Source organism: Priestia sp. SB1 (assembly GCF_038898415.1).
Genome location: NZ_JBBJSS010000006.1, coordinates 81,052 through 97,031, shown reverse-complemented (window position 1 = coordinate 97,031; position 15,980 = coordinate 81,052). Strand labels below are relative to the sequence as shown.

Sequence of the window (15,980 nt, the reverse complement as noted above, 5' to 3'; positions counted from 1 at the left end):
TAGAAAAAATAAAAAAAGACCTGCTCTGGGGAAGCAGGTCTTCACAAAGGAGTAAAACTATGAAAAAAATATGCTAATTGGCTTCGCAAGTACTATCCTATACCTTTATGGTGAAAAAACGATGAAAAGAGAAGCGGGATATAAAAAAGACCTGTTTTGGGGAAACAGGTCATTAGAAAGGGAGTAAAACTATGAAAAAATATGTTAATTGGCTTCGCAAGTACTATCTTATACCTTTATGGTGAAAAAATGATGAAAAAAGAAACTGGATAAAAAAAAAGACCTGCTCTGGGGAAGCAGGTCTTCAAAAGGAGTAAAACTATGAAAAAAATATGCTAATTGGCTTCGCAAGTACTATCCTATACCTTTATGGTGAAAAAACGATGAAAAGAGAAGCGGGATATAAAAAAGACCTGTTTTGGGGAAACAGGTCATTAGAAAGGGAGTAAAACTATGAAAAAATATGTTAATTGGCTTCGCAAGTACTATCTTATACCTTTATGGTGAAAAAATGATGAAAAAAGAAACTGGATAAAAAAAAAGACCTGCTCTGGGGAAGCAGGTCTTCAAAAGGAGTAAAACTATGAAAAAAATATGCTAATTGGCTTCGCAAGTACTATCCTATACCTTTATGGTGAAAAAATGGTGAAAAGAGAAGCGGGATATAAAAAAGACCTGCTTTGGGGAAACAGGTCATTAGAAAGGGAGTAAAACTATGAAAAAATATGTTAATTGGCTTCGCAAATACTATCCTATACCTTTATGGTGAAAAGATAATGAAAACGAGGTTAGGATATAGCTCCTATTTTTCCATATTATAGATTCATTTCTCTTTAATAGGGTATACGTTCATTAGAATCGATATAAACTTAAAGAACTGGCAGGGAGGGATATATATATGGAAAAGAAGCACGAAGCAACTGCAAATCAGCGCGTGGTTCACCGCGCTCGAAATAGCTGGTCAGGCTTTTTGTTTGGCGTAGGGTTAGTTGCTTTTATTGATGAAGCAGTGTTTCATCAGCTGCTTCATTGGCATCATTTTTATGATAAGTCCACAACGGCCGCTGGTTTAGTGTCGGATGGTTTGTTTCATGCATTCAGCTGGTTCGCTACAATCGCATCACTTTTTATGGTGGCAGATCTAAGGCGCCGGGGCGGCTGGTGGGTGAAAAGGTGGATAGGAGGAGTATTGCTTGGAGCGGGAGCGTTTCAGCTTTATGACGGGACCGTGCAGCATAAGCTTATGGGCCTTCACCAAATTCGGTACGGAGTGAAGATTGCACCTTACGACATTACGTGGAATGTACTTGCATGTTTGATGCTGCTTATTGGCATCATGTTAACATGGTTTACACGTAAACAAGGTGCACATCATGATTAAATATGAAGTACTATCTCAGCTTTTATTAGCCCTGCCTTTTGTCGTTGCCTTTTTTTTATACGTGTGGGCTGTAACGTCTTCAAATGCAACGTATAGAAAATGGTCATTATATAGGACGTCCAGCTGGACACTTGGTATTTTATGCGCCATATCTTCTGTAGCAGGACCGCTCGCAGCTCGTGCTCATATGGACTTTACCGCGCATATGACAGGGCATTTGCTTTTAGGTATGCTAGCTCCGCTTTTAATGGCGTTAGGAGCACCTCTTACACTGCTGCTTCGCACGCTTCCGGTTCATGCAGCCAGAAAGGTGTCAAAACTTTTAAAAAGGCGGTTTGTTCGGTTCATCAGCAGTCCGGTGACAGCTTCTGTTCTTAACGTAGGAGGACTTTGGATTCTTTATACAACGAGTCTGTATGGCATGATGCATCACTCTTTTTTCGTGCATGTCGCTGTACATATTCATGTATTTTTAGCCGGCTATTTATTCACCGTATCGATGATTTCAATTGATCCTTCGCCGCATCAAAAAGCTTTTACGCACCGAGCGTCCGTATTGGTTCTTGCTCTTGCCGCTCACGGTATTTTATCAAAATATGTGTACGCTCACCCGCCTATGCACGTCTCGGTAGAAGAGGCGCAGCAAGGGGCTATGCTGATGTATTACGGAGGCGATTTAATCGACTTATGTTTAATTGTACTTCTTTGTTATGAATGGTTTAAGCGGGTTCAAAAAGTCTCTTTTACATAAAAACGCGCAGAAAGCATCATGCTTTCTGCGCGTTTTTTTAGTGAATGTTTCGTTTTTTAAAGCGTCCGCCGCGGACTTCGGTAATATCTGCAACGGCTAAAAAGGCAGTAGGATCAAAATCTTCAACAATGGTTTTTAGCTTTGATTCTTCAAGGCGCGTAATGATGCAGAAAATCACTTTTTTATCATCGCCCGTATAAGCACCTTCACCGTGCAAATAGGTAACGCCTCGACCTAGACGCGCATTAATCGCATCGCCGATGTCATCAGAATGATCACTAATAATCCAAGCTGATTTTGATTCTTCCAATCCTTCTACAACTGTATCAATGGCTTTAGCCGCAATGATGTACGCAAGGATAGAATACATGGCGCGGTCCCACGTGAACACAAATCCCGCTGCTCCTAAAATGAAGAAGTTGAAAAACATTACAATTTCTCCTACAGAAAACGGAATTTTTTTACTGATTAAAATGGCAAGTATCTCCGTACCGTCAAGCGCTCCGCCGTAGCGAATTACGAGTCCAATTCCAATTCCGAGAATAATCCCTCCAAAAACGGTAGCAAGGAGAACGTCTGCGGTAAACGCGGGGACATGGTGAAACCTAGAAGTTAAGATGGATAAAACCAGTATGCCAAAAATAGTGGAAAGGGCAAATGTTTTTCCCATTTGCTTGTACCCGATAAATACAAACGGAAGATTTAGTACAAAAAGAAAGATTCCTAGATTTACGCCGGTAATATGCGAAAGCATGATGGAAATACCGGTAATTCCTCCGTCAACAACGTGGTTTGGAACAAGGAAGATTTCAAGTCCTGTGGCCATGAGCAGGGCACCGATCGCAATGGCGATAGCCCTACCAAATACCTGCCCCTTGGACAGCTTTCGGTGCTGAATTTTCGCTTTTTCGAGTTCTGTCATTTGCATGTCTCCTTTGATGTCTCCTATGTATTTCTCACTTTAGAAAAGTGAAACTATCTTTAATTATACCTTACTATGCACAATTAGTGGGGATAGACGGCTTAATTACTTGTTTCAACCTATAAAAAAAGCCTACTTTAGAGTCATAAGCAGGCTTTTTAAGGAGTAAAACGATGAAAAAAGATAGTTGGCTTCACGGCTTTAACTATATAGAGGCTTGATGAAAAAATGATGAAAATGCCGGCATGTGCGGCAAGAAAATCGGGGATACTAGTTAAAAAAGGCCAAAAGGAGATGACGAAATGAGCGTGTGGATGATGTATAATCACTTGATGCATTCGCAAATCTTTTTAAGCAGCGTATTAATTAGCGGTATTCTTCTTGTTAGCGGAGGATTTGTGTACGGCAGAATAATGAGTAAGAAGTGAACCTAATATTGCCGCGAATAGGTTGTTAATGGAAGATGCTCAATAGTAGCTTGGTTAATGTTATACTTGCTCCATAAGCTTAGCGTGGAGGTGTCAGCATGAGCAAGCATCATGATCTAACAGCATCATACGGAGAATCGCTAGTGACGTGTGAACATCAGTTTGAAGCTAGCTATTACTATCATCAAGTGCGCGAACAGTGCATGAATCACATTCATGAAATAAGCAAAGCGGTAGCTGAATTCACCGTTGATTTTACAGATGAAAGTTTGAAAATATTAGAGCTTCTTTACTATGATCTAGAAGACGGCGATCGCTTTGACTGTTTTTCAATGACAAAAGAAGAATTCGAAGAGTGTATGGGCGTATACTTTGGTGAGGTGGTTACGTCTACGATTGATGAAGCGCGCTGGGTCGTGAAAGAATATCCGCTTATGGAAAACAAGTATGTGACCGGAATTGAAAAAGGGAATCTTTCACTCATGTTTCCCCATGGCTTTTTTAACCATAAAGAGCGTCATCCAGAGTGCGTTTTTACTCTTTATCATTTATATAAACAGCTGCAAAAATAGGAAAAAGGTGAACGTAAGTTCACCTTTTTTAATGTCCAAGCTTTATGGGAATATAAATATCCATTTCATATGTATCACTATATAAATTGCCGTGTATAGCTGTATTTACAATTTCAAGAGCAGGACCTTCAATCATGCTGTAAGGAGAGTTCGGCAGCCATTCATTCCAGATGCTGTTATACGTCGACCCAAGCGATGTAATGGGACCTCTGTGTTTAAACTGCAGGTATGTAAACGAAGGAAACGTATGAACGCTCATACCGCTTGGAATACAAGCCGTATCAGCCACTTCTGTACCTGCAATATAAAAATAATTTTCTCTTTTCGGAGCCATGCAAATGCCTGTAATCATATGAGGTTCTTTTGAAGAAGTAATCATTTCTTTTTCTTTAAGTATTTGCTTCAAAAGATTCTCTTTTTGATACTCTCCGTTTTTTGCTATGCCTATCACTGAAAATCCTTCTTTATATACAACTTTACCTTGCATAATCCACCTCGAATTTTTCAAGCTCTAGCTTTTATTCTATCAATCATAAATTACTTTACCGTGATTGTAACATAATCTTAAGTAGATATCGATGCAGAAAATGGAACATTACAGTAGCCAGCTTTTGTGAATTAATAAATAGTTTTAACAAGCTGGTTTAAGGAGGTCTTTGAACTCTTAGTCATGTAAACCAAAAGGTAAGTATATACTTTATTACCGTATATTCCATATAAATAAAGGGAGGGAAAGTAATGGGAGACTTGATTCAAAGCCAGCTGAATATATTTTCATCGCAGTCTCAAAGCGTGCAGTCGTTGACTTACGGTTCTGAAACGAGCATTTTAACAGTAAATGCTGAGACCAAAAAAAACAATCAGAAGATGAAGATAGATGGATTTGCTACAGTTGAAGCAAACATTCCTCTTGGATTAACTAGTTATCAATACGGGGTAACACTTAGAGTATATAGAAATTCTCAGCTTTTGTTTTCACAGAATTTACAGCAAGGAGCTGCAGCCGTTTTAACACTATCATTCACTCAGCAAAATGTTCTTTCTTTTACATGGGTAGATACAGTAGCATCAATTGGTACATACACGTACTCAGTCAGAATGGAATTTTTTGTCCGTTCTTCAACTGGGGTGACCGTTCAAACGACCACCCGTACAATTGCGATTACTACATAAAAACAGCGCCAGAATTCTGGCGCTGTTTTTACTAATACAACACTTTATTTATATAACGTTTATGAAGAGTAAATCCGGGAAACTCCTTAATATAAGTCAAAATGGTAGCTAAACCAGTAGTCGTCCTGCACGTTCTTTGTGTTTGAAGCGACAATATGCTCATGACCTTGTTCATCCGTGGCAATCCAGTTATAGTTGATATCCATTTTAATCGGATACATATTGCCTTTTTTAAACAAAATAACGGGGGGAGTTACTTCAACAAACTCGTTTAGTTTTTTAACAACATTTTCTTTACAGCGCATTAGCTCCATGTCTTTTTCTCCTTCGGTGTTATTGCACAATCATATTTTTTGCGTTGTGCACAATATATAATTTAAAATAACAAAGGTAAGTTTAGCACATTTTACAAAAAACAGAGAAATAAAAAGGAGCGATATCGATGAATGAACAAATTTTATTAGCAGAACGCCCAAAGGGAATGCCAACAAAAGATACGTTTAAATACGAAAAAATTGAAATGCCTACAGCGAAAGAAGGCGAGGTACTTGTTCAAACACTTTACCTTTCTGTTGATCCGTATATGAGAGGACGCATGAACGATACAAAATCATATGTTCCTCCATTTGAGCTAAACGCACCGCTTGCAGGCGGCATTGTAGCACGCGTAACGGAATCAAAATCAGATCGCTTTAAAGAAGGCGATATCGTGACGGGTATGCTTCCTTGGAAACGCTATTCAGCCGCAGAAGCAAAAAACTTACAGAAAGTTGATCCAGAGCTAGCGCCAATTACAACGGCTATCGGCGTTCTTGGTATGCCTGGTCTCACAGCTTACTTTGGACTGCTTGAAATCGGTCAGCCAAAAGAAGGCGAAACAGTAGTCGTTTCCGGTGCAGCAGGTGCTGTTGGATCTGTTGTTGGTCAAATCGCTAAAATTAAAGGCGCACGTGTTGTCGGCATCGCAGGTTCTGAAGATAAAATTGCTTATTTAAAAGATGAGCTCGGATTTGATGAAGTGATTAATTACAAAAAAGGAAATGTGAAAGAAGCATTGAAAGAAGCGTGTCCTAATGGAGTTGATGTTTACTTTGAAAACGTCGGCGGAGAGATTTCAGATGCAGTTGTTAGCTTATTAAATAAATTTGCGCGCATTCCACTTTGCGGCCAAATTTCACTGTATAACTTAGAAAAACAAGATGTTGGACCACGTGTTCAAACACCTTTATTAATTAACAGTGCGCTAATGAAAGGGTTTATCGTAGCCGACTATGCTGACAAATTCCCTGAAGGCATTAAGCAGTTAGGCGAATGGGTGCAGCAAGGGAAAATCAAGTACAGCGAAAACGTTGTAGAAGGTTTTGAAAATGTACCTGAAGCGTTCCTTGGGTTATTCGAAGGAGCAAACTTAGGAAAACAGCTTGTAAAAGTAGCAGAATAAGCGTAAAAAAACCGTGCGGGATCATTTCCGCACGGTTTTTTTACATAGTTGAAGCCGTTTGTTGCTTGGCTTCTTCTTCGATATGTTCACCAGTTCGTTCGATTGGCGAGCGTTTGTGATAGCGTCCAAGCAGTCCTGTCATGATGAAGATACCGATTAATGAATAAAGAACTTGAACTACGCCGAATACCACTGTTGCAGAGCCTACAATCAGCACATCTGTCAAAAGCATTGTTTTACCTGGATTAATGCCAAACCTCTTATCAAGAAACACGCATAGCATGTTGATTCCGCCAAGAGAAGAGCCGTGACGAAACAAAAAGATTAGTCCAATGCCGACGATAATGCCGCCCATAACCGCGGCTACAAGCGGATGCGGAAGTGCAAATGAAAAGTTGGCAGCTAATAAATCGGACATCACTGACATCAAGCTAACGCTGATGAAGCTTTTTATCGTAAACTGTAGTCCAATTTGTGTAAGAGCCATAAAATAAAACGGTAGATTGATGATAAAGAACAATACCCCAAATGAAATACCGGTTAAATGCTGCAGCACAATGCCAAGTCCTGCCGTTCCGCCAATAACGAGGTTAGAAGCGGTTAAAAATTGAATTCCGATGGCAACGCATAAGCAGCCAAAGGTAATCCATCCCCATTGTTTTACGTGATTCATATCTCCATCCCCTTTTGTATATTTATACAATACTTTCGATAGAAAACACCGTCTTTTAATTCACAAAATCTATTTTACTATATATCTTTTCAAAAAAAAGCACTTTTGTGAGAGAATCTAACACAAGATAAAAAGTTAGATAATTCAGATTTATTGAGTTCTTCTGGAGCAAATGAGTGATAAGCCGATATGTTTCTAAAAAAAGATTAAAAAGAAAGAATGAGAAAAACGGATTTTGGAAAATGTATAAACAAATATTTGGATAATGGTCAAAAAAAGGGAAGGAATATCAGTTAAAACGAACTATTTTAATTATTAATTAAAATATTATTCGTATTTTTGTTGATTTTTTGTTTGATTGAGGTAATATATAACATTATTAGCGTGAAAATATGTAGAGATGGAAGTGGATGCAAAATGAATAAGAAATTATCAGCGTTGACAGGGGTGGCTGTACTTGCTTTTTCGCTTACAGCATGTGCCCCTCAGCAGGAAAAAGAGGTTTCTGCTGAGAAAAAAGAACCCGTTCAAAATCTAGCTGATCAGCAAATTATGGCGGACGCTTGGTACCAAACATCCGGCGAAATGAAAGCTTTGTATTACCAAGGCTATAATACAGGGAAGCTTCGTTTAGATGAGGCGCTTGCAAAAAGTACCGATAAAAAGCCTGCCATTATTTTGGATTTAGATGAAACCGTGCTTGATAATAGCCCATTTCAAGCTTCAGCCATCAAAACGGGTAAAGGATTCCCTTATAAGTGGGATGAATGGGTGCAAGCAGCAAAAGCGAAAGCAGTGCCAGGTGCTGTCGATTTCTTGACGTATGCAGATCAAAAAGGTGTAGATATTTACTACATTTCAGGCCGTACAACTTCTCAGCTTGAGGCAACAATTAAAAACCTAAAGAATTTACATATTCCTCAAGCAACCAAAGACCATGTGCTGTTGACGGGTCCAAAAGACGAAGGAAAAGAAACGCGCCGTCAAAAAGTAGCGACGAATCATAATGTAGTCCTTCTGTTTGGTGATAACTTATCTGATTTTAGCGGCTTTGATAAAAAGTCGATGAACGATCGAAATAAGCTTGTAGAAGAACAAAAAGAAGCATTTGGTCAAAAGCTAATTGTGTTTCCAAATCCAATGTATGGAGATTGGGAAGGAGCTATTTATAACTACGACTACTCAATTTCGGACAAACAAAAAGATAAGCTTCGCCGCGAACAGCTTCAATATTTTAATTAAAAAATAGGTTGAAACATAACGAAATCGCTCCAATCAAAAGGCGAACAAATTGGATACATGAGCTGAACCGCTTGTTACACCGCTGTTGATTTCCGTACAAGACTTCGCTTTCCGCGGGCGGCCGATGAGCCTCCTCGTCGCTTCTCCCCTGCGGGGTCTCATCTATTCCGCTTTTCCCGCAGGAGTCTTCGTCTTGCCCTCCAATCAACAGCTGGTATCACCTGCATTGAATGAAACCTGTGTTCAGCATCACAATAAAAAATCCGAACGAGGTTGATTCTTCATTAAGAATCAACCTCGTTCGGATTTCTCTTCAACTCACATATTGTTGTCCCAGCTTCTTTTAATCTTTTTACTATACCCTATTTAAACGATAGCTTGTACAAATGATCCTGCTTTTTAAGAAAGAAGCCACGGAGCATAAGGAGCTTGCTTCCACTCGTGTTTTAACATGCCATAAATTACAAGATCGTGGTAGTGGTCATATAGATATTCACCTTCTCTGCAAATGCCTTCTTCCGTAAAACCTAGACGCGTAGGGATGGCTTTGCTTTTTTCATTATTAATGCCGCAGCGTATTTCGACTCGATGAAGGTTTAACGTATTAAATGCATAATTCAGGCATCCGTGTACTGCTCTTGTCATAATGCCTTTTCCTTGGAAATCATGTCCAATCCAATAGCCGAGACTTGTACTTTTATTTCCCCAATTAATTCCGTGGAAACCAATCATTCCGGCGATTTCTCCGTAGTACCGAATGATCGCCTGGAACCCTTGGTTATTATAGTATTGAGCTCTCCATTCAGGGATGAGTTCATCATAGTCAGCAATACTTTGCATGCTATCTACCCATGGGAGCCATTCTTTTAGGTAAGGTCTTGACTCGTTAATAAGAGAAAGCAAGGGGAAAGCGTCAGTTGATTCAATTAAATGCAAACTAACTTCGTCATCAATTTTGTATTCAAACATACGAAAGCCTCCTGTGATGATGGGCCTGCTGAGATAAGCGTAGCGTGTAGGCAGTTCTAACATCTAGTTTTTCTTTATTCTACCACAAGTAGCAGAGCCGAGAACGAGGAAGTTTGAGCTAAACGTAAATAACGCATAAAGTCGATAGGATTTTAATGATTAAAAAAATTAATAATTGAAAGCACTTTTATCAATATTTTTACAGAAAAGAAGCATATACAGTGATACAATGGAAGAAGAGATAAGGCGTTGTATGTATACATACTTTCTAACAAACATGATATTGGATTGATAAAAGCAGGTGGTAAAAACATGGATGTACAACTATTAATAACGGTATTTGCACTCGGGTTTTTCGGGTCATTTTTAGCAGGTATGCTTGGAATTGGAGGGTCAGTTGTTTTGTACCCGCTGTTGCTATTTGTTCCGCCTCTTGTAGGAGTGGGAATATTCAGCGCGCACGAAGTAGCTGGTATAGGAGCTGTGCAGTCGCTGTTTGCCTCCGTTTCAGGAGCTCTTGCTTATAAAAAGGGCGGCTATTTGAATAAACCGTTAATTTTATATATGGGCGTCAGTGTCTTAGTTGGTAGTCTCATTGGTTCAACGCTATCAAACTCGTTTTCAGAAGGAATGATCAATTTCATTTACGGCGTGATGGCAACAATTGCTGCAGGATTAATGTTTATGCCCAAAAAAAATAATCCAGCGGCCGATTCATTCGAAGTGACGTTTTCAAAACCTTTGGCAGCAGCCCTGGCGTTTTTAGTTGGAATTTGCGGGGGGATTGTCGGAGCAGGAGGCGCATTTTTACTTGTTCCTATTATGATTACCGTGTTAAAAATTCCTGTGCGCGTAACGATTGCAAGCTCATTAGCCGTGACGTTTATTTCGTCTATGGGAACAACATTCGGTAAAGTAATGACACATCAAGTCCTTTTGCTTCCGGCGCTTATGATTATTGGAGCAAGCTTACTAGCAGCTCCGATTGGCGCTTTTGTCGGGCAAAAGACGAAGGTAGCGTCGCTGCAAGTGATCTTAGCAGTCGTTATTACGGCGACTTCGTTGAAAATATGGTTTGATTTACTAATGAAATCTATTCATTAAAAAAAGCTGCCTCTTTAAGGGCAGCTTTTTTATTTTGTAGTTGATGCAACAAGGTGAGCGACTAAAATATAGCGTTCAGGTGCTGAACCAACGTAGTTAAATGGATAACAGGTGCTGACGGTTAAAGTGGCTCTAGGTTTTGGCACAATAACGGTCCGGTCATCCGCATCCACAATTCGTACTTTGTTTACTTTGTATGTGAAGGTGCCTGCTGCTGTACTTACCACAAGCGAATCGCCTTCACCCACGTCGCCAAGCTTACGAAAAACCGTATCGCGATGTCCTGATAGAACAGAATTGTCGTTTTGACCAGGCAGCACGCTTCCCGCAAAATGACCGACGCCTTTTTCTAATTCATCTTCGTTCGTACCGTGATAAATTGGCAGCTTCGCATTTAATTTAGGAATATATAGTTCTCCCATTAAATCACCGATTTTTGGCTGTTTCGGATAAGACACATTTGACACTTTCGGCTTTTTTTCTGAGCTAGCAGTACGAGAGTGTACCGCTTTTTTGGGTTCAACAGAAGAAGCTTCAGCAGAAGAGTCTGCTGTTGATGAGTCCTTGCTTTTAGAGACTGAAGCTGCGGCTGGTTCTTCTGTATCCATTGTTTTAAATGCCAAATAGCCTCTTGCAAATTTATAGGCGTTTGTTGTTGTAAACCAAAGACCAAAGCAGATGACAGCGGCTAAAAGGGAAAGAACAATCAACCGCTTTTTACGATTGATTGTTCTTCTTGTTTTTCTTGGTTCCATTTTATGCGCGTCTCACTTTGCGGAAAAGAACAAAGCCAGCGGCTACAAGCACTAATCCAATTAATGTATTTGTTACATAATTAGAAGCCGTTTCCGGAAGTTTTCCGCCTTTAACGGTTTTTTGTACAGCGCTATTCGTTTGTTGCTTCTCCGGTTCTTGTTTCTTTTCTACTGCTGGTTTTTGCGCTTGAGCTGGTTTTGCTACAGCTTCAGCAGATTTTTCTACTTCTTTTCCTGTGTCTGTGATGATATCAGAATTAAACATATCGCCTGTGATCACCATGTCTGCTAAAAATTTACCGTCTGTTGTATAAAGAGAAATTTTTAGACTTGCATTTTTTAATTCTTCTAAGTTAATTAAATCAGTAAGAGAAAGCGGTCTTTCATTTCCGCCTTGTACAAGTGAAAATTTAGCGTCTAAATGGAAGATTGATAGCATTTCTTTATAAATAGACATTAATTCAGCGATTTGATCAGCAGATAATTCTGTTGCTGTATCAAAATCTTCGAATGCCGCTAAGCGCTCGCCTAATTGATCTAAGCGGTTAAGCGTTGCTTCATTTGAAAGCTCATCTTCTAACGATGTAAAATGTGCTTCAATTCGATTTAACTCTTCTGAAGTTAAGCCTAATTCAGACTGCATAAATGATAGTAAGCCGCTTAAATCTTCTTCACTTAATTCATCATCGTAAGAAGTGTCTTCTTCGTCATATGACTCATCATCTTCATACCAGTCATCGCCTTCTAGATAGAAGCCGACATCATCGTATAAATCATCTAGGTACACATAGTCGTCTAAGCTTTGGCCGTTCTCTTTTAATAACGCATTTAAGCTTGTTTTGTCTAAGTCAAAATCTGCATACAAATCTTGCACATTATGTAAGTCAGCTGCAATCGGTTCACCTAAAAAATCTTCTAAATCTGCGATTGTATCGTAGTTTTCAAGACTATCGTCATACAGTGAAAGTGAATATTCAACGTCGTCTTTGGTTACTTCAAAACCTCGCGTTTGGCTTACCGATTTTAAATATTTGTTGAAGTCTGCGTCAAATGTTGACGCGGCTGCGAATGAAGACGTTGGAAATACGCCAACAAACAGCAGAAATGATAATAAAATTGTCCCCAGTTTTTTCATCAATTTTCTCCTTTTTTTTACGTTTTCTACAAGATTATATAGTAAGAGTTATAAATTTACAATATATACTTATATTATATATACCTTGAATATAGTGGTAATTTAAGGTATTTATAGAACTATATATTTTGAGAATACCATATGGAAGGGAGCGGAAAGCCCTAGGTAGAAAAAAGAGAAAAATAAAGAAAAAGGTTTATACTTTTTTTGACAGAGCAGAAATATAAAGAAACATCAAAAAAGAACAGCACTTAGAAGCTGTTCTTTTTGAAATGATATGTAAGCATTAGCATAGATAGTTGAAATTCGATACCGTTCCGCTTTAGAAAAAGGTGGCTACGAGTTATGATTTTAGTAAGGATAGTGAAGAAAAGTGAGAGCGCGGTTTTGTCAGCTCTATTTTGATTCCTTTTAGTCTTAAACGTTCTACAAACTGTTTGCGTTTTTTTCGCTTTTCATGCGGGGATTGATTCATATTCGCCTCATCCTCCATATTTAGTCAAGTAGCTAACATATCATTATCATAATCAAAAGATGACGGTTACACAATAAACATTCTCAAATATTCACAAAGATTTAAAATTTGTTACATTGATAGTGTACATGTACCCCATTCTCTTTTTTTATAACATCTCAATGTGCTGTTTTTAAATTGAAGTTTTATGAATTCCGTCGCAGAATAAAAAAACATGATCAAAATGAGCACGCAGACTTTTATATTTTGATTCATGGTGCTTAAAAGCTATACTAGTAGTGCGTATAGAAAAGACGAAAACGAGATTGGATATCTCATCTATTCGTATACAAAAAAGAAAGAGGGATCTTGATGAAAACAGAACAACAGTATTTTGAAGAAGGAAAATCAATTCAAACATATATGAACGACATGAGTACATTAAAAGAGGAAAGTTTAGCTGTTTATGAACAATTTCAGCTTCCTAAAGATGGACTGGCTGACAAATTAAAAGCTCACAAGCTTCACTTCTTAGCAATTACTGAAGATTGGTGCGGAGATGCGATGATGATTAACCCAATCATTCGTAAAGTAGCTGAAGCTGCCGGTATCGATGTGCGTGTTGCACTGCGCGATGCGGACACCGAATTAATTGATCGTCACTTAACAAACGGCGGCCGTGCTATTCCGATTATTTTAATTTTTAATAATGAAGGAAATTTACTAGGTAAATGGGGTCCTCGTGCTCCTCAAGTTCAGCAAATCGTGGATGAGCTTCGCGCCGAACTTCCTTCAAAAGAAGATCCTTCGTTTGAAGAAAAGCAAAAAGAAGTCTTTTCTGTGTTACGAACAAGATATAAAGAAGAACCGGCTCTTTGGTCGTATGTTTATAACAGCTTCAAAGAAACAGTGTTAGCTGTTGTAAAATAATTTAAAAAAGCAGGGTAAAATGAGCGCTTCATTTTATCCTGCTTTTTTTCTGGTTATTGCAGCAAAATCGTTTGTATATCACTTTAATGAAAAGGCTGTTTTTATAAATGTTAGTGTTCAAAACGCGCACTTTTAATTGGTAAAACGCACAAAATTCTAAAAATAAAAATATTTTTTATTCAAAACGCGTACTTTTTTAACTTGATGATGATATAATAGCAAATAATAAATGAAGAAGGGGGACGGGTGAATGAATGTAAAAGCTTTTGGTTAGTACTTTTAAGCAGCATTTTTAGAGATCAAAATGAATTTTATTTTTTAAATTTAATGAAAGCGCTTAATAACTCACTTCTCAGAATATATAGAAGAAAGGTGTTAGATACATGAATAACTTACATAGAAAAATGGGAACGTTTTCTCTCATGATGGTCGGCCTTGGATCTATTATTGGATCAGGATGGCTGTTTGGGGCATGGAGAGCTGCTCAAATTGCAGGCCCTGCAGCAATTGCTTCTTGGATTATTGGAATGGTTGTTATTTTATTTATAGCTCTTTCTTACAGTGAACTAGGATCGATGTTTCCAGAAGCAGGAGGTATGGTTAAGTATACGCAGTACTCGCACGGCTCATTTCTTGGCTTTATTGCGGCTTGGGCAAACTGGATTGCCATTGTATCCGTTATTCCTGTTGAAGCGGTTGCCTCTGTTCAGTACATGAGTTCATGGCCGTGGGAGTGGGCGAAATGGACAGGGAGTTTAGTAGAAAACGGGATTCTTACTGGAAAAGGCTTGGCTATTGCTACAGGGCTATTAATCATTTATTTTCTTTTAAATTATTGGACGGTAGGCTTATTTTCGAAAGCTAATTCACTTATTACCGTTTTTAAAATTGTGATTCCAGGGCTTACAATTGGTGCTCTTTTATTTGCAGGATTTCACGGCGGAAACTTTTCCTCTGCAGGAGGCGTTGCTCCAAATGGATGGGCAAGCGTGTTGACAGCTGTTGCTACGTCTGGGATTGTGTTTGCTTTTAACGGTTTTCAAAGCCCTATTAACATGGCGGGAGAAGCGAAAAATCCGGGACGCTCTATTCCAATTGCCGTGGTAGGATCCATTTTGATTGCAACCGTGATCTATGTATTGCTTCAAATTGCGTTTATTGGAGCGGTAAATCCTTCAGAAATTGTAAAAGGATGGAGTCATCTGAACTTTAATTCGCCGTTTGCCGATTTAGCGATTGCACTAAATATTAACTGGCTTGTTATTGTTTTATATGCAGATGCGTTTGTATCACCATCAGGAACAGGTATTACGTATACAGCTACCACGTCACGCATGATTTATGGTATGGAAAAAAATAAATACTTGCCGAATATACTAGGACGAGTTCATCCGCTTTACGGCGTTCCTCGTCAAGCCATGTTTTTTAATCTATTTGTCTCATTCATCTTTTTATTTTTATTTAGAGGCTGGGGAATTTTAGCCGAAATTATTTCTGTAGCTACGTTAATTTCATATCTTACTGGTCCTATCACAGCTATGACGTTAAGAAAAACGGGGACCGATCTTTATAGACCTTTACGTATAAAAGGGTTAAATGTAATAGCGCCTCTTGGCTTTATTTTTGCTTCACTTACTCTTTACTGGGCGAGATGGCCGTTAACTGGACAGGTATTATTTATTATTTTAATTGGTTTGCCAATTTATTTTTATTACCAAGCAAAATCAAAATGGAAAGGCTTTGGTCAAAACTTCCGAGCTGGCGTTTGGATGATTGTCTACTTATTATGTATGATGACAATCTCCTGGATAGGAAGTGAAAAATTCGGGGGACTCAATATTATTAAATACGGCTGGGATATGGGACTTATTGCAATTGTTGCACTTTTCTTTTATGCTTGGGCACTTAAAAGCGGGTACAAAACAGAGTATTTAAAAGAAGCAATTCATGTTAATAATGAAATGAAAGAAGCGGAAGCACAGACTGCCTCGGCTAAAGAGCAAGTTATAGAAAAACAAATTAAATAAGTAGTAAAAATGAGGCTGGGACA

The 15,980-nt window shown here is 38.6% G+C and carries 19 protein-coding genes; 10 read left to right on the top strand and 9 right to left on the bottom strand.

The window, feature by feature from the left end; translation table 11 throughout:
* The first annotated feature begins 898 nt into the window (after nucleotides 1–898).
* Together WKH56_RS22120 and WKH56_RS22115 are read left to right on the top strand one after the other, a co-directional pair.
* A complete protein-coding gene (locus WKH56_RS22120; RefSeq protein ID WP_047750497.1) occupies nucleotides 899–1,381 on the top strand; it encodes a DUF2243 domain-containing protein in 483 nt (160 codons plus the stop codon).
* Nucleotides 1,374–2,132: a cytochrome c oxidase assembly protein gene (locus WKH56_RS22115; RefSeq protein ID WP_310883940.1), complete on the top strand. Its 759-nt coding sequence runs from the start codon at nucleotides 1,374–1,376 to the stop codon at nucleotides 2,130–2,132. The genes WKH56_RS22120 and WKH56_RS22115 overlap by 8 nt, the downstream gene beginning before the upstream one ends.
* Nucleotides 2,133–2,169: 37 nt before the next feature.
* On the opposite strand, the gene WKH56_RS22110 is transcribed toward WKH56_RS22115, so the two are convergent.
* Complete coding sequence (locus WKH56_RS22110) at nucleotides 2,170–3,054, bottom strand: YitT family protein (protein WP_033580547.1); 885 nt, start codon at nucleotides 3,052–3,054, stop codon at nucleotides 2,170–2,172.
* 302 nt (nucleotides 3,055–3,356) lie between these two features.
* Here WKH56_RS22110 and WKH56_RS22105 point away from each other — a divergent pair, with 302 nt between their 5' ends.
* Nucleotides 3,357–3,482, top strand: coding sequence for a hypothetical protein (locus tag WKH56_RS22105; RefSeq protein WP_016764808.1), 126 nt, complete (start codon nucleotides 3,357–3,359; stop codon nucleotides 3,480–3,482).
* Nucleotides 3,483–3,580: 98 nt separating this feature from the next.
* A complete protein-coding gene (locus WKH56_RS22100) occupies nucleotides 3,581–4,054 on the top strand; it encodes a hypothetical protein (protein ID WP_063247343.1) in 474 nt (157 codons plus the stop codon).
* A gap of 28 nt (nucleotides 4,055–4,082) precedes the next feature.
* On the opposite strand, the gene WKH56_RS22095 is transcribed toward WKH56_RS22100, so the two are convergent.
* Nucleotides 4,083–4,541 carry a GyrI-like domain-containing protein gene (locus WKH56_RS22095; protein ID WP_047750500.1) on the bottom strand — a complete coding sequence of 153 codons (459 nt, stop codon included), beginning with the start codon at nucleotides 4,539–4,541 and terminating at the stop codon, nucleotides 4,083–4,085.
* Between the two features lie 251 nt (nucleotides 4,542–4,792).
* Here WKH56_RS22095 and WKH56_RS22090 point away from each other — a divergent pair, with 251 nt between their 5' ends.
* Entirely contained in the window at nucleotides 4,793–5,227 is a 435-nt protein-coding gene (locus WKH56_RS22090; RefSeq protein ID WP_048018939.1) for a hypothetical protein, read from the top strand.
* Nucleotides 5,228–5,313: 86 nt separating this feature from the next.
* Here WKH56_RS22090 and WKH56_RS22085 read toward each other — a convergent pair whose 3' ends face one another.
* A complete protein-coding gene (locus WKH56_RS22085) occupies nucleotides 5,314–5,541 on the bottom strand; it encodes a hypothetical protein (RefSeq protein WP_048018940.1) in 228 nt (75 codons plus the stop codon).
* 128 nt (nucleotides 5,542–5,669) lie between these two features.
* On the opposite strand from WKH56_RS22085, the gene WKH56_RS22080 reads away from it, so the two are divergent.
* On the top strand, nucleotides 5,670–6,668 hold the full coding sequence (locus WKH56_RS22080; protein WP_028409240.1) for an NADP-dependent oxidoreductase: 999 nt from the start codon (nucleotides 5,670–5,672) through the stop codon (nucleotides 6,666–6,668).
* Nucleotides 6,669–6,708: 40 nt separating this feature from the next.
* On the opposite strand, the gene WKH56_RS22075 is transcribed toward WKH56_RS22080, so the two are convergent.
* Nucleotides 6,709–7,341 (bottom strand): YitT family protein, encoded by a 633-nt coding sequence (locus WKH56_RS22075; protein WP_028414439.1) that lies wholly within the window; start codon nucleotides 7,339–7,341, stop codon nucleotides 6,709–6,711.
* Between the two features lie 417 nt (nucleotides 7,342–7,758).
* On the opposite strand from WKH56_RS22075, the gene WKH56_RS22070 reads away from it, so the two are divergent.
* A complete protein-coding gene (locus WKH56_RS22070; RefSeq protein WP_028414438.1) occupies nucleotides 7,759–8,583 on the top strand; it encodes a 5'-nucleotidase, lipoprotein e(P4) family in 825 nt (274 codons plus the stop codon).
* On the opposite strand, the gene WKH56_RS22065 is transcribed toward WKH56_RS22070, so the two are convergent.
* Both WKH56_RS22065 and WKH56_RS22060 read right to left on the bottom strand, forming a co-directional pair.
* Nucleotides 8,576–8,791, bottom strand: a complete 216-nt coding sequence (locus WKH56_RS22065) for a hypothetical protein (RefSeq protein ID WP_168760335.1) — start codon at nucleotides 8,789–8,791, stop codon at nucleotides 8,576–8,578. The genes WKH56_RS22070 and WKH56_RS22065 overlap by 8 nt on opposite strands.
* Nucleotides 8,792–8,982: 191 nt before the next feature.
* Complete coding sequence (locus WKH56_RS22060; protein WP_034270344.1) at nucleotides 8,983–9,552, bottom strand: GNAT family N-acetyltransferase; 570 nt, start codon at nucleotides 9,550–9,552, stop codon at nucleotides 8,983–8,985.
* 312 nt (nucleotides 9,553–9,864) lie between these two features.
* On the opposite strand from WKH56_RS22060, the gene WKH56_RS22055 reads away from it, so the two are divergent.
* Nucleotides 9,865–10,656: a sulfite exporter TauE/SafE family protein gene (locus tag WKH56_RS22055; RefSeq protein ID WP_033580552.1), complete on the top strand. Its 792-nt coding sequence runs from the start codon at nucleotides 9,865–9,867 to the stop codon at nucleotides 10,654–10,656.
* Nucleotides 10,657–10,685: 29 nt separating this feature from the next.
* Here the strand turns inward: WKH56_RS22055 and WKH56_RS22050 are convergent, their stop codons facing one another.
* The 3 genes from WKH56_RS22050 to WKH56_RS22040 all read right to left on the bottom strand — a co-directional run bounded on the left by WKH56_RS22050 (nucleotide 10,686) and on the right by WKH56_RS22040 (nucleotide 13,021).
* The gene (locus WKH56_RS22050) at nucleotides 10,686–11,411 is read right to left on the bottom strand and encodes a class D sortase (protein WP_028414436.1); all 726 of its coding nucleotides are present in this window, start codon (nucleotides 11,409–11,411) and stop codon (nucleotides 10,686–10,688) included.
* Nucleotide 11,412: 1 nt separating this feature from the next.
* Nucleotides 11,413–12,546 carry a processed acidic surface protein gene (locus tag WKH56_RS22045; protein ID WP_028414435.1) on the bottom strand — a complete coding sequence of 378 codons (1,134 nt, stop codon included), beginning with the start codon at nucleotides 12,544–12,546 and terminating at the stop codon, nucleotides 11,413–11,415.
* 343 nt (nucleotides 12,547–12,889) lie between these two features.
* Nucleotides 12,890–13,021: a hypothetical protein gene (locus WKH56_RS22040; RefSeq protein WP_013057845.1), complete on the bottom strand. Its 132-nt coding sequence runs from the start codon at nucleotides 13,019–13,021 to the stop codon at nucleotides 12,890–12,892.
* A 351-nt stretch (nucleotides 13,022–13,372) separates the two neighbouring features.
* On the opposite strand from WKH56_RS22040, the gene WKH56_RS22035 reads away from it, so the two are divergent.
* Both WKH56_RS22035 and WKH56_RS22030 read left to right on the top strand, forming a co-directional pair.
* A complete protein-coding gene (locus WKH56_RS22035) occupies nucleotides 13,373–13,930 on the top strand; it encodes a thioredoxin family protein (protein WP_047750502.1) in 558 nt (185 codons plus the stop codon).
* A gap of 383 nt (nucleotides 13,931–14,313) precedes the next feature.
* Nucleotides 14,314–15,957: an APC family permease gene (locus WKH56_RS22030; protein ID WP_047750503.1), complete on the top strand. Its 1,644-nt coding sequence runs from the start codon at nucleotides 14,314–14,316 to the stop codon at nucleotides 15,955–15,957.
* Nucleotides 15,958–15,980 lie beyond the last annotated feature (23 nt).

Coding starts and splice junctions, on each gene's coding strand:
- WKH56_RS22050 (WP_028414436.1), bottom strand. CDS start 11,411: ATGGAACCAAGAAAAACAAGAAGAACAATCAATCGTAAAAAGCGGTTG.
- WKH56_RS22085 (WP_048018940.1), bottom strand. CDS start 5,541: ATGGAGCTAATGCGCTGTAAAGAAAATGTTGTTAAAAAACTAAACGAG.
- WKH56_RS22030 (WP_047750503.1), top strand. CDS start 14,314: ATGAATAACTTACATAGAAAAATGGGAACGTTTTCTCTCATGATGGTC.
- WKH56_RS22105 (WP_016764808.1), top strand. CDS start 3,357: ATGAGCGTGTGGATGATGTATAATCACTTGATGCATTCGCAAATCTTT.
- WKH56_RS22060 (WP_034270344.1), bottom strand. CDS start 9,552: ATGTTTGAATACAAAATTGATGACGAAGTTAGTTTGCATTTAATTGAA.
- WKH56_RS22120 (WP_047750497.1), top strand. CDS start 899: ATGGAAAAGAAGCACGAAGCAACTGCAAATCAGCGCGTGGTTCACCGC.
- WKH56_RS22080 (WP_028409240.1), top strand. CDS start 5,670: ATGAATGAACAAATTTTATTAGCAGAACGCCCAAAGGGAATGCCAACA.
- WKH56_RS22095 (WP_047750500.1), bottom strand. CDS start 4,541: ATGCAAGGTAAAGTTGTATATAAAGAAGGATTTTCAGTGATAGGCATA.
- WKH56_RS22100 (WP_063247343.1), top strand. CDS start 3,581: ATGAGCAAGCATCATGATCTAACAGCATCATACGGAGAATCGCTAGTG.
- WKH56_RS22115 (WP_310883940.1), top strand. CDS start 1,374: ATGATTAAATATGAAGTACTATCTCAGCTTTTATTAGCCCTGCCTTTT.
- WKH56_RS22035 (WP_047750502.1), top strand. CDS start 13,373: ATGAAAACAGAACAACAGTATTTTGAAGAAGGAAAATCAATTCAAACA.
- WKH56_RS22045 (WP_028414435.1), bottom strand. CDS start 12,546: ATGAAAAAACTGGGGACAATTTTATTATCATTTCTGCTGTTTGTTGGC.
- WKH56_RS22070 (WP_028414438.1), top strand. CDS start 7,759: ATGAATAAGAAATTATCAGCGTTGACAGGGGTGGCTGTACTTGCTTTT.
- WKH56_RS22090 (WP_048018939.1), top strand. CDS start 4,793: ATGGGAGACTTGATTCAAAGCCAGCTGAATATATTTTCATCGCAGTCT.
- WKH56_RS22040 (WP_013057845.1), bottom strand. CDS start 13,021: ATGAATCAATCCCCGCATGAAAAGCGAAAAAAACGCAAACAGTTTGTA.
- WKH56_RS22055 (WP_033580552.1), top strand. CDS start 9,865: ATGGATGTACAACTATTAATAACGGTATTTGCACTCGGGTTTTTCGGG.
- WKH56_RS22110 (WP_033580547.1), bottom strand. CDS start 3,054: ATGACAGAACTCGAAAAAGCGAAAATTCAGCACCGAAAGCTGTCCAAG.
- WKH56_RS22075 (WP_028414439.1), bottom strand. CDS start 7,341: ATGAATCACGTAAAACAATGGGGATGGATTACCTTTGGCTGCTTATGC.